We start from the raw sequence: 12113 nt of genomic DNA on the forward strand, positions 1-12113 counted from the left end.
GATGGCACGCTTTAAATACTCAGGCCGAGATCGTAAAGGGAAGAAACAAGGTATGATCACCGCTTCCTCAAAAAGAGAAGCGATGCAAAAGCTGAGGAATGATGGCATCAGAGTATTAGAAATGACCGAAGTTCCAGAGACCCTGCTGACAAAGGATATTTCCATTGGTTCACCTGTCAAACTCCAGGATATGGTTATTTATTTGCGGCAGTTTGCCACGCTTTTGAAAGCAGGTGTCTCCGTTGTAGACTCCACAAGAATTCTCGCTGAACAAACCGAAAGTAAAGCATTAAAAAAAGCACTCCTTGATATGGAACAAGAGTTGCAAGAGGGAAAGCCCTTATCCGATTCCGCTGCCAAGCATAAGAAAATATTTTCTTCGATGTTTATCAATATGATTCGGGCTGGTGAAGTGGGAGGAAATATGGATGAAACGTTAGATCGCTTAGCTGTTCATTTTGAGAAGCAGCATAACACAAGGTCGAAAATACAGTCGGCGCTTGCTTATCCAGTTGTTGTCGGCATTATTGCGATAGCGGTTGTGATGTTTCTTCTTGTTTCCGTTGTCCCGACATTTGTGAGCATGTTTGCTGATTTCGGTGGAGAGCTACCAGTGATTACGCAGTTTGTCCTGAATGCAAGTCATTTTATGCAGAAATTTTGGTGGCTTGTTGTTGGGATGATCGGCGGACTGATCACAGGAATTCTATTTATTCGGCAAAATAAGGAGACGAAATATTATTTTGATTATTTCGTGTTGCGTATTCCGATTTTTGGGAAGATGCTACAAAAAGCGGTACTAGCTCGGATGACGAGAACATTAAGTTCCTTATTCACTAGCTCTGTTCCGATCTTACAAGCGATGTCGATTGTGGAGAATGTTGTCGAAAACGAAGTGATTTCTCGTGTGATTCGACAATCACGCGATTCGTTGGAAAGAGGTCGATCGTTGACAGAACCGATGAAAAGGCATTGGGCCTTTCCTCCTCTTGTGACGCAAATGATTGCGATAGGGGAAGAAACGGGATCACTTGATGCGATGCTTGGGAAGGTGGCTGATTTCTATGAGCAAGAAGTGGAGAACAGTACGGACCGCATTAAATCCTTAATCGAACCACTTATGATTGTTTTCTTAGCAGCATTGGTAGGGACCATTGTCATGGCAATCATGGTACCGATGTTCGAGATCTTTAATCAAGTTGGATAAATTTTAGAAAATATTATGAAATATAAGAAAAATGTCACGGTTTTTATGGAAAAAATGTGACGTTGTTTGTTGAAATTTGCTAAAGTATAATTATAATAGTTAAATATAACTATTATAGATAGAATAAAAGGGGAGATAAATATGTTGAAAAATATCAAAAAACGTTTAAAAGATCAGCGCGGTTTGACATTGGTAGAATTGCTTGCCGTTATTGTCATTTTGGGGATTATTTCTGCCATTGCGGTTCCAAGTATTGGTGGGATTATTTCTAAATCGCAATATGATGCTGCTAAAGCTGACGCTATTCAGGTATTAAACTCTGCTAAGATGTATGCAGCTAGTCATGAAGTTGATAGTAATACATCTCTAACTATGAATGCTGCTGCTGATACAAATGACTTGGAAGTATATATTGATGAAATAGAAAACCTTGCTAGTTTTACAGTAACTTTTTCTGATGGGGTTCCAACAATAGAGGCAACCGCAATAGATAGTATAACAGAAAAAGGTGAAGATGGTGCTGCTCAATTTAATGGAACAGTCACAGTGGTTTCAGAGTATCAGTATGACGGAGGAGCGCCAGAATAATACTGTAGGTTATATAAAAAAGGATAATTGGAGTGTTAAATCATGAATATTGTACTATTAATAACTTTCATATACGGTCTAACACTCGGTTCCTTTTACAACGTAGTCGGTCTAAGAATACCAGAAAATAAATCAATCGTAGCACCACGCTCAGCCTGTCCTAACTGTTACCATCAGTTAACAGCTCTTGAGTTGATTCCAGTGCTATCATATGTATTTCAAGGGGGGAAATGCCGTCAATGTAAGACAGGCATTTCTCCTATTTATCCATTAGTCGAGCTGACAACCGGATTATTATTTGTTTCTGCTCCACTTGTTCTTGGCTGGACAACAGAGCTGTTCGTTGCTTGGACATTAATTTCACTGTTCATCATTATTTTTGTGTCAGATATTACCTATATGCTCATCCCTGATAAGATTTTAATCGTGTTTGCGGGGATTTTTTTGGTGGAACGAATCTTTCTTCCACTCACACCATGGTGGGATTCCTTGCTTGGTGCAGCAATCGGCTTTACTTTATTGCTCCTGATTGCCATTGTCTCAAAAGGTGGCATGGGTGGCGGGGATATTAAGTTATTTGCCCTCATTGGGTTTGTAGTTGGGACGAAAGTAATGTTAGTATCATTTTTCTTATCCACTTTATACGGCGCCTTGTTTGGTATCATTGGGCTAGTATTCAAAATCGTCAAACGCGGGAAACCGATTCCGTTTGGGCCCTTTATTGCACTAGGAACGCTTACCGCTTATTATTATTATGACGAAATCATCTACTACTACTTACATATTTTAACACTAGGCTTTTAATGAAAGGGTTTTATGATGCCTTTATCCTTCTTGTCCCCCAAAAAGAGAATTGTGAATATAGTCATTAATGATCATTCCATCCGTTATCTCGAGCTAAAACAAGCGAACCCGCCCATTGCTTATAAATGGGGGGAGCGCTTGTTACCAGCCGGGATTATTAGCAATGGAAAAATTAACGACTACGAAACACTCTCGATGATTTTAGAAGAGTGTATAACGGAATGGAAGATTCGCAAGCGACAAGTACGCTTCTTAATTCCTGAATTCTTTGTCATTATTCGTAAAGTGACCATCCCTGCGAATGTGGAGGATGACGAAATAAAAGGGTATTTATACTTGGAACTAGGATCCAGTATCCATCTGCCGTTTGAGGAGCCTGTGTTTGATGCGGTTGTCCTCTCCTCAGATAAAGAGAAAAAAGAAATCCTTATTTTTGCTGCTCAAGAAGAAAATGTAATGGAATATAGTGATCTTTTTTCAGATTTAAAGTTAGACCCGATTGAAGCAGAGATTTCTCCATTAGCCTTATATCGATTGTATGATCATTTAGATCAGACAAAAAGGAATGAGGACTTACTTGTTGTTCAATTTGATTTAAATACGGTGAATATTTGTATATTTGAAAACCATATCCCATTTTTCATGCATCATTTGCCCGTTGACTTTGATGAGGAACAATGGAAAATGAATTTAAATAAAAATGGAGAGTATACATTATCCTATGTCGGTGAACAAGACGAGTTAAACTACCAACTTGACGATATTTACAAAGAGATTAACCGGTTAATGGACTTTTATCGTTATTCCTTGCATCAAGGAAAGAAACAAGTTTCCAAAATTTTGTTAAACGGAGATCATCCGATGATTGGAAGGATTAAAAAGGATCTTAGAGGACGTTTTGCGGTTCCATTAGAAACCATCTCTTATGAAGAGAAGGTTCCAAACGACCAAATCTTACCGCATACTTATTATTTAGCACTAGGACTTGCCTTAAAAGGGGTGTAAAAATGCTTGTAGACATTAACTTATTACCTGAGAAAGATACAAAAAATAAATCCCTTTTATTGCTAGCCATTATTTCCGTTGCAATCCTCCTTATTGATGGATTTTTCGTTTTTTGGCTTAATCGTACATATGAGAATAAAATCGCCTCGATCGAACAGCAAATTGCGTCGACTGAGGCGCTAGTGGAGCTTGAACAGCAGAAAATGACTTCCTATGAATCGTCAGACTCTCTAACTCAGCTAGAACAAACAGTAGAATGGGCCAAACAATATCCGATTAAAACCGTTCCTGTTTTAAATAAATTGACTGAACTCTTGCCTGAGAGAGGGTTTATTCAAACATTTAATTATGAAGAAACAGGAAGAGTTAATGTACGTGTTCAATTTGAATCAACTAGAGAAGCTGCCTACTATTTAAATACGTTGCTCAAGTCCGATTGGATAGAGGATGCCAAATTGAAAAATATCGATGCAGAGACTGGGTTCTACGATAAACAATTAGGGGACTCTGAAGTAGATGAAACTTTATTGAAAAATGAAAAATATGTTCCGCGATATGTTGCAAACTTTGATATTACCTTAAGTAAAAATGCGATCAAAAATGAACTAGCCTCACAATCCTCCGAACAGAAGGGAGGAGAGGATTCATGAATGTGAAACTGCCGAATGGAAAATGGACAATTATTGGAATGATTATCCTATTGACCCTATTGATTGTTGGTATTTACTTTTTTGTGTTATATCCAAAAATGGGGTTAATAGATCAAAAAGAAAAAGAATTAAAAACACAGCAGCAATTATTATCTGTTTTAGAAAGTAAACGTGTGGAACCAACTAAAAATAAGTTTGCCAGCACAAGCATACAGGAACTTGTCCCTGTAAAACCGTTAACGGAACAATTGTTGTTAGACATAGAAAAAGCTGAAGTAGTTTCGGGCAGTTTTGTCAGTCGTATGAGCTTTGCGGACAGTGAAGTGAATATAGTAGAAGAGACGAATGTGGAAGATGGACAAGCGGCATCGGATAATAGCGGTGAACAAGAACCAACAACAATTTCTTTACCTGAAGGGGTAAAAAAGATTACCGTTTCGATGAACATCGAGTCACCAAGCTATTTTGAACTAGAAGACTTTATTGGAACACTTGAACGTTCTAAGCGTATTACGGTCGTTGAGTCTATTGACTTTACGGGTAGTGATGAGGTCATCGAAGCAGATCAAGAGGACGAACCCTTGTCCTTTCAAGTGACACTTTCCGCTTTTTATATGCCTACTTTAACGGATTTAATCGATCAATTGCCGAAAATGGAAAACCCAGGACCTGCTAAAAGGAAAAATCCATTTAGCACTTTTAGCGTGTATGATCCATCCAAAATAGAGAGAACGCATATCCCGAGAAAGCCTTCTGCTGTCAAAGATGGAGAAAATAGTGTGCAAGACGGAGAGAACAGTGCAGAAGGTGAAGGCAACACTGTTCAAGACGAAAAGAATCCTCAAGAAGGTGAAGGTAACGCTGGTCAAGATGGAGAGAATATGATAAAAGATGAACCATACCTCATCCATACGGTCAAGCCTGGAGATACCATTTTTGAACTTGCTTTTCACTACTATCATTCCATCGAAGGAATGCAAAAGATAAGGGATGCAAATGGGATTTTCGGTCATCTTATTTTTATAGGTCAAAAGCTCATCATTCCTTTTGAAGAAGGAGAGAAAATGGGGAAATAACGAATTGTTTTTTAAATAAATTCCACTGAGAAATTTGACGAAAGCATTCGATAACAAGACGACAAAAGTCTTGTTATTTTTTTGGGGTCCTATGTTAGGATGGTACCAACGCGCAAAAGATAGGGGGTTGGACCTAACATGGACAAGCCAAAGAATGGGAAAACGATTACCATCAAGATCAACGGGAAAGAAAGTTCTTTTATGAAAGAGAAAAAGCGAGAGCATCCGATAAATAAAAAAACAACGGGAACCGAAAAGCAACAACAGTCCCAACTCTCGAATCAAGTTAAGCGAGAGGCAGCTGTAGCAAAGGAGTCAACTGAAGACGATGAACAATTTGACTGGGTATTACCGAGGACAGGGAATCTCCCAGAAATTGAAGAATGTAAAACCGATCCACCAGAAAAAAAGAAGAGTGATAAACTGAAAATTTCAACTTATTTTGGAAAAGGAATAAAAGGAAAAAAGTTTTCGACAAAAGGAATAAATATTTCCATGGTCTCGGCAGTCTTTTTTGCTGTTTTACTAGGTACATTCTTCGGATTACTATTACTTAAAGTGGTGCCGTCAGAAAAAGTGGTTGGAGAGGAGGCACCGGTTGTTGAAACGGAACAACAGAGTGACACTCCAGCTGCTGTGAGCGGTAATGTTGAAATAACTCTTCCAGACTTATCAACGGCAATTGTGCAAGAAGGCATTTATTCATCCCAAGGCGGAGCAGAAGACATTCAAGCAACTTTAAAGGATAAAGGAATTCCATCAGTCATCGTCCCTATAAACGGACAATTTGCGATTTTTGTTCGTGTAGCGGATAGTGTTGCAGATGCAAAAACAATGGGGAAGGGATTAAGCGAAAGTGGGATTAGCAACTTTTCGAAGGAATTTGTGATCGGGGAAAAAACAATAGGGAATCTTCATGAACAAGAGAAGAAACTACTTGAGTTATCCCCGCTCCTATATCAAACTCTCACAGCAAGTGTCACCTCTGCTACCAATTCGAATAGTATCCCTGCTAGTCTAATGGAGGACTTTGAAAAGCAATCCTCGAATCTAGCTGGAATTGATAAAGAAAAGCTTCAGAATGAAGAGGTTGCCGGAATCCATTCACAACTTGAAGCAGCAACTGTTCAGTTGAAAATATATGATAAAAATCCGGAACCTAGTACTTTAAACTTAATCCAACAGCATCTATTATCTTTTTTAGCTCACTATCAAAGCCTGTAAATTCCTGCGATTAGCGATTGCTAAGCATGAAAATAGATAAAATGTTATATATCGTCGATTATTGTATTTTCCGGGAAATGATAGAGAAGATTGAAGAGTAAACCAGGGATGGCAAAAAAAGCGAATGTCGATGCGCTAACTTTGTCTATCACTGGTTTTTTGAGCGATTATCTTAAGAAGGCATTCGTAGATAAATGTCGCAATTTAATTGTTTGTTAGCGCTTTTAATGATAGGATATAGTTGTATCTCCCTAAATATTGTAAAGGTAAGGTGAAACTATGCAAAACCTCATTTTAGCCTCGTCATCTCCACGTAGAAAAGAACTTCTAGAAAATCTCCAATTGTCATTTAACACAGTAAGTAGCGATGTCGACGAGCATTATGATCCAGAATGGAAGCCGGATAGAATTGTGATGGAACTAGCTTTTAGAAAGGCGAAATTTGTATTCAAGGACTACCCCGCTTCTTTTGTGATCGGCTCTGACACCGTTGTTGTAAATGACAATCACGTTTTAGGAAAACCACAAAACCGTGAGGAAGCTTTTTCTATGCTTAAAAGTCTTTCTGGAAAAACGCATTCCGTTTATACAGGGGTGGCCATTGTAACGCCCACAAATGAACAGACATTTTTCGAAAAAACAGATGTAGTGTTTTGGGAGTTAAGTGATGAAGAAATTAATAAGTATCTTGACACGGGTGAACCGTTTGATAAGGCTGGATCCTATGGCATCCAAGGGTTTGGTCGTCTACTTGTGAAAGGAATAACAGGAGATTATTTTTCTGTAGTCGGGCTTCCAGTGGCAAGAACGATGAGAGAATTAATAAAAGCAGGATATGTTATTTGATCTTTCTTTACTCCTGAGCTCTACGGGAAAGAAGGAAATAAAATGCAGACAGAGTCGCTGATGATCCGCGATTTTCCAAAGGATGAACGCCCACGTGAGCGTTTTATTCAAAGCGGACCAGAAAGTTTATCAAACCATGAGTTACTTGCGCTTATGCTTCGTACGGGTACGAAAGAAGAATCTGTTCTTCAACTCGCCAATCGACTCTTAACCCATTTTGAAGGGTTAAGGTTATTAAAAGATGCACACCTTGATGAAATTACCTCGATAAAAGGAATTGGAACCGCAAAGGCTATACAAGTATTAGCTGCTGTTGAATTAGGCAGAAGGGTATCCAACCTAAACCTTGAAGACCGCTATGTGATCCGCTCACCAGAAGATGGGGCTAAATATGTCATGAATGACATGAGGTTCCTCACTCAAGAACATTTCGTTACCCTTTATTTAAACACCAAAAATCAAGTCATGCATAAGAAAACCGTTTTTATCGGAAGCCTTAATGCCTCGATCGTGCACCCTAGGGAGGTGTTCAAAGAAGCATTACGCCGTTCAGCAGCTTCGATTATTTGCATTCATAATCACCCCTCCGGAGATCCGGCACCAAGTCGTGAGGATATTGATGTAACAAAGCGTTTAAATGAGTGTGGCAAAATACTGGGGATTGATTTGCTCGATCATCTCATTATTGGGGAAAATAAATTTGTCAGTTTGAAGGAAAAAGGTTATTTATAGTACTAGGATTTTAGTAAACCTTAGGATATAATGTAATTTGTGAATTTTTGACGAATTCACTTGATTTTTCGGTACATTATGCATATTTATTTTTGATAAAGTATGAAGTCTGTGAAAATGAAAAAATAATTAAATCAATAAAATGAACTTCCATCAGTGGGGGGAAACCTATCCAATAAAGAGGATAAATAGGCCTTATTTTGAAAAGTTTAGTTTCAGGTGCCTTACGCTTTTCATTGGAGTTTGTATTTTGTTTCAGAAAGGGAGATACAATAATGTTTGGATTTGGTACAAGGGATCTTGGGATTGATCTTGGTACGGCAAATACACTTGTTTATGTAAAGGGAAAAGGGGTTGTAGTGAGAGAGCCTTCAGTTGTCGCATTACAAACAGATACAAAAAGTATTGTAGCCGTTGGAAATGATGCAAAGAATATGATTGGCCGTACACCGGGAAATGTTGTGGCACTACGCCCAATGAAGGATGGGGTTATTGCAGATTATGAAACAACAGCAGTCATGATGAAGTATTATATAAAAGAAGCCCTTAAATCAAAGAGTGTTTTTTCGGGCAAACCATATGTTATGGTTTGTGTTCCTTCAGGTATAACAGCAGTTGAAGAAAGAGCGGTAGTAGATGCGACAAGGCAAGCAGGCGCTCGGGATGCTTATACGATTGAAGAACCATTTGCAGCTGCAATTGGAGCGAATCTGCCTGTTTGGGAACCTACTGGGAGTATGGTCGTTGATATTGGTGGTGGAACAACAGAGGTTGCGATCATTTCACTTGGGGGAATTGTCACAAGTGAATCGATCCGTATTGCTGGAGATGAGATGGACGATGCGATCGTTAATTATATTCGTAAAACCTATAATTTAATGATTGGGGAACGTACGTCAGAAGCTATTAAAATGGAAATCGGTTCAGCTGGTGATTCAGAAGGAATTGACAATATGGAAATTCGTGGACGCGATCTCCTAACAGGACTACCAAAAACGATCGAGATTACAGCGAAAGAGATTGCTTCGGCGTTAGCAGATACAGTGGAAGCCATTGTAGATGCTGTGAAAATGACGCTTGAAAAGACTCCACCAGAGCTTGCTGCTGATATTATGGACCGAGGAATCGTTTTAACAGGAGGGGGCGCGCTTTTACGTAATTTGGACAAAGTGATTAGTGAAGAAACAAAAATGCCTGTTTTAATTGCTGAAAATCCATTGGATTGTGTGGCAATTGGTACCGGTCAAGCACTTGATCACATTCATTTATTTAAAAATAAAGCGCGAGATTCTCGCTAACACTGAATATAGAGGTGTAACCTATGCCACAGTTCTTTTTGAACAAACGCCTGATTATTTTGCTTGTTAGCATTATCATTCTCGTGGCATTAATAGGGTTTTCGCTTAAGGAACGTGAAGAGTTGACCTGGCCGGAACAGTTTATTAAAGATACAACTGGCTGGGTACAAACCCTTGTGTCAAGACCGGCTCATTCTATTGCCGGTTTTTTTGAAAATGTAAAAGACTTGCAAAATACATATGAAGAAAATAAAGAGTTAAAGTCACGGTTAAATGAATTGGCACAGCTTAAGGCAGATGTCCAAAGCTTACGAGAAGAAAATGACGAGTTAAGGGATATAGTAGATAAGCAAGAGTCCTTAAGTGATTATGAACCCATTCAAGCAACGGTTATTGGTCGTAATCCAGATCGCTGGATGTGGAATGAACTTGTTATTATCAATAAAGGCTCGACAACTGGGATTGAAAGGAATATGCCAGTTATCACTTCAACAGGGCTAATTGGAAAAGTGAAAAATACTCGCCAATTCACTTCCACTGTTCAGTTATTAAGTTCAAATGATTCGACCAATCGTGTTTCGGCTGAAATTGTTGGGGATGAAACCTACTATGGACAGATTGAAGGTTTTGACCGAGAGACAGAAAGCTTACTGTTGAAAAGAATTCCATACGAGGCCAAGATTGAAAAAGGTCAAATTGTCCAAACATCAGGTATGGGCGGTGTTTTTCCATCGCAACTTATTATTGGAACGGTAGAAGAAGTGGTCCCAGATGAATATGGATTAACACAAACGGCCTATGTGAAGCCAGGAGCCAATTTCTATGATATTGAACATGTGATGGTCGTCAAGCGGAGTATGATTCAACCTGAATTACAAGATATGATCGGTGAGGAGGAGGACAAAAAGTGATAAAGGCTTTTCTTCCTCTTATTATAAGTCTTTGTTTTATTCTTGAGAGTGTGTTTGTTGAATTATTACCTGAAAAGTTTTTTGCTAGTACGAGAATATTAGTACCTCATTTTTTGATTGTAGCGATTATTTTTACGACGATCTATGGGAACAAGAAGAGTGGCTTGATGTATGGATTTATTTTCGGACTTCTCTTTGATATCGTGTATACTGAGATTATTGGTATTTATTTATTTCTAATCCCATTAGTGGTCTATGTCACAACTTGGATTATGAAAGTACTTCAAAGTCATATTGTGATTGTTTGTCTTGTTGCCTTAGCAGGTGTTACCCTTTTAGAATTTGGGGTTTATGGCATGAATTTGATTATTGGCCATACGACTATGGCTTTAACGATTTTTGTCGATAGTAGACTGTTTCCAACTCTCGTATTAAATTTTATTTTTATTCTGATTGTTGCTTACCCATTGAAAAAATATTTAGATCGTTTTACAGAAGCATTAAGAAACGATTAAAGCATCAAGGCTTTAGTCGCTTGATTTTTACTTTTCTATTATGTAGATAGATTAGGGTTTGTTGATATTTTTGTATATTATTTCAAATGGGTTCGTCCATCAGGAACATGACTCATTTCGTTACGATAGCTTTTTTGTTATTTTGAAAAAGGAGTTTTAACGATTTTTGTCGAAGTATTTAGAACGGTATTGTTTGTTGTCTAGTTCTTTTTTAGTATAAAAAGAATAGATGATTTGAAGGGATAGGGATTTATTTTTAATATTGTTTGTTCCAAATAAGTTTCTTGTCAGAAAGTATACGTTTTTATAGTGAGCAAGTGGTCTAACTTTAGGCGTCATTAGATCTTTGGTCATAAGCCGATAGGTGGGCGCCTTGTATTTTTCGTATAAGGTAAGAAAGTATAAAATTTTGAACTGTGATTACTGTCTAGCTCTAGAGCCTATCCCCTCGAGAGCATAAGCCAAACATCCTAGAAAGGTAAAGAATACACCTTTCAGTTAATGTTTGTCTTATGCTTGTCGGGGGTGAGCAAGGCGCTTGTGCTTTTCTTATCTAGTTGAGGTGAACATCTTGAAATGAAAAAACTCCAAAATGTAGTCATTAAAGGAACAAAAGAGGGGTTAACACTCCATCTGAATGACAGTTGTTCCTTTGAAGAGCTTAAGAAGGAGCTCTATTGGAAATTGTCAGAAAACTATCGCTCGCAGGAAGGTCAACAGCAGATCACTGTAAAGGTTCAAGTGGGTAATCGCTATTTGACGGACACGCAAATAGAAGAGTTGAAAGAATTAATCACTCAAACGAAGAATCTAGTGGTAGATTCGGTTTCTTCAAATGTGATGACAAAAGAAGAAGTGGAACAAATGAAGCAGGAACAAAAGATTGTTTCGGTTTCAAGCATTGTTCGTTCAGGTCAAGTAGTGAAAGTACCAGGAGATCTATTACTCATTGGTGATGTGAACCCTGGTGGAACTGTCATGGCAGGTGGAAATATTTTTGTCATGGGTGTCTTAAAGGGGATTGCCCATGCTGGTTGTTATGGGAATACAGAGGCGATTATTGCCGCTTCCATTATGAAGCCTTCACAACTTCGAATTGGTGAATTTATTAATCGGGCACCAGATCATTATACGGACCAAGAAAACCGAGAAATGGAATGTGCTTACATAAATGAAAATAATCAAATTATGATTGATAGATTACAAGTGTTAATTCAGCTTAGACCCAATTTAACGAGACTGGAAAGGGGATGGTAG

General features: G+C 38.4%; 13 protein-coding genes. All 13 read left to right on the forward strand.

The features are described from left to right. Window position 1: 1 nt before the first annotated feature. On the forward strand, window positions 2–1207 hold the full coding sequence (locus JMM81_RS00815; protein ID WP_256239612.1) for a type II secretion system F family protein: 1206 nt from the start codon (window positions 2–4) through the stop codon (window positions 1205–1207). Between the two features lie 141 nt (window positions 1208–1348). After that, entirely contained in the window at window positions 1349–1795 is a 447-nt protein-coding gene (locus JMM81_RS00820) for a type IV pilin protein (RefSeq protein ID WP_256239613.1), read from the forward strand. A gap of 42 nt (window positions 1796–1837) precedes the next feature. After that, a complete protein-coding gene (locus JMM81_RS00825) occupies window positions 1838–2599 on the forward strand; it encodes a prepilin peptidase (RefSeq protein ID WP_256239614.1) in 762 nt (253 codons plus the stop codon). Between the two features lie 51 nt (window positions 2600–2650). Then, complete coding sequence (gene pilM / locus JMM81_RS00830; RefSeq protein ID WP_256239615.1) at window positions 2651–3604, forward strand: type IV pilus biogenesis protein PilM; 954 nt, start codon at window positions 2651–2653, stop codon at window positions 3602–3604. Between the two features lie 2 nt (window positions 3605–3606). Continuing rightward, a complete protein-coding gene (locus tag JMM81_RS00835) occupies window positions 3607–4254 on the forward strand; it encodes a PilN domain-containing protein (RefSeq protein ID WP_256239616.1) in 648 nt (215 codons plus the stop codon). Then, window positions 4251–5330 carry a LysM peptidoglycan-binding domain-containing protein gene (locus JMM81_RS00840; protein ID WP_256239617.1) on the forward strand — a complete coding sequence of 360 codons (1080 nt, stop codon included), beginning with the start codon at window positions 4251–4253 and terminating at the stop codon, window positions 5328–5330. Before JMM81_RS00835 ends, JMM81_RS00840 begins: the two co-directional genes overlap by 4 nt. Window positions 5331–5468: 138 nt before the next feature. Beyond that, window positions 5469–6554, forward strand: a complete 1086-nt coding sequence (locus tag JMM81_RS00845; protein WP_256239618.1) for an SPOR domain-containing protein — start codon at window positions 5469–5471, stop codon at window positions 6552–6554. Window positions 6555–6833: 279 nt separating this feature from the next. After that, window positions 6834–7400: a Maf family protein gene (locus JMM81_RS00850; RefSeq protein ID WP_256239619.1), complete on the forward strand. Its 567-nt coding sequence runs from the start codon at window positions 6834–6836 to the stop codon at window positions 7398–7400. 42 nt (window positions 7401–7442) lie between these two features. After that, on the forward strand, window positions 7443–8132 hold the full coding sequence (gene radC / locus JMM81_RS00855; protein ID WP_256239620.1) for a RadC family protein: 690 nt from the start codon (window positions 7443–7445) through the stop codon (window positions 8130–8132). Window positions 8133–8407: 275 nt separating this feature from the next. Continuing rightward, window positions 8408–9430, forward strand: coding sequence for a rod shape-determining protein (locus JMM81_RS00860; RefSeq protein WP_256239621.1), 1023 nt, complete (start codon window positions 8408–8410; stop codon window positions 9428–9430). 23 nt (window positions 9431–9453) lie between these two features. Then, window positions 9454–10341 carry a rod shape-determining protein MreC gene (gene mreC, locus JMM81_RS00865; protein WP_256239622.1) on the forward strand — a complete coding sequence of 296 codons (888 nt, stop codon included), beginning with the start codon at window positions 9454–9456 and terminating at the stop codon, window positions 10339–10341. After that, window positions 10338–10856, forward strand: coding sequence for a rod shape-determining protein MreD (gene mreD, locus JMM81_RS00870; protein WP_256239623.1), 519 nt, complete (start codon window positions 10338–10340; stop codon window positions 10854–10856). Before mreC ends, mreD begins: the two co-directional genes overlap by 4 nt. A 576-nt stretch (window positions 10857–11432) precedes the next feature. Further along, complete coding sequence (gene minC, locus JMM81_RS00875; protein ID WP_256239624.1) at window positions 11433–12113, forward strand: septum site-determining protein MinC; 681 nt, start codon at window positions 11433–11435, stop codon at window positions 12111–12113.

The sequence above is a fragment of the Bacillus sp. V3B genome (genome assembly GCF_024494465.1).
Classification (GTDB): Bacteria; Bacillota; Bacilli; order Bacillales; family Cytobacillaceae; genus Bacillus_BD.

Bases quoted from the DNA above. Each gene is read 5' to 3' on its own strand.
- JMM81_RS00815 (WP_256239612.1), top strand. From the start codon at position 2: ATGGCACGCTTTAAATACTCAGGCCGAGATCGTAAAGGGAAGAAACAA.
- JMM81_RS00820 (WP_256239613.1), top strand. From the start codon at position 1,349: ATGTTGAAAAATATCAAAAAACGTTTAAAAGATCAGCGCGGTTTGACA.
- JMM81_RS00825 (WP_256239614.1), top strand. From the start codon at position 1,838: ATGAATATTGTACTATTAATAACTTTCATATACGGTCTAACACTCGGT.
- JMM81_RS00835 (WP_256239616.1), top strand. From the start codon at position 3,607: ATGCTTGTAGACATTAACTTATTACCTGAGAAAGATACAAAAAATAAA.
- JMM81_RS00840 (WP_256239617.1), top strand. From the start codon at position 4,251: ATGAATGTGAAACTGCCGAATGGAAAATGGACAATTATTGGAATGATT.
- JMM81_RS00845 (WP_256239618.1), top strand. From the start codon at position 5,469: ATGGACAAGCCAAAGAATGGGAAAACGATTACCATCAAGATCAACGGG.
- JMM81_RS00850 (WP_256239619.1), top strand. From the start codon at position 6,834: ATGCAAAACCTCATTTTAGCCTCGTCATCTCCACGTAGAAAAGAACTT.
- radC (WP_256239620.1), top strand. From the start codon at position 7,443: ATGCAGACAGAGTCGCTGATGATCCGCGATTTTCCAAAGGATGAACGC.
- JMM81_RS00860 (WP_256239621.1), top strand. From the start codon at position 8,408: ATGTTTGGATTTGGTACAAGGGATCTTGGGATTGATCTTGGTACGGCA.
- mreC (WP_256239622.1), top strand. From the start codon at position 9,454: ATGCCACAGTTCTTTTTGAACAAACGCCTGATTATTTTGCTTGTTAGC.
- minC (WP_256239624.1), top strand. From the start codon at position 11,433: ATGAAAAAACTCCAAAATGTAGTCATTAAAGGAACAAAAGAGGGGTTA.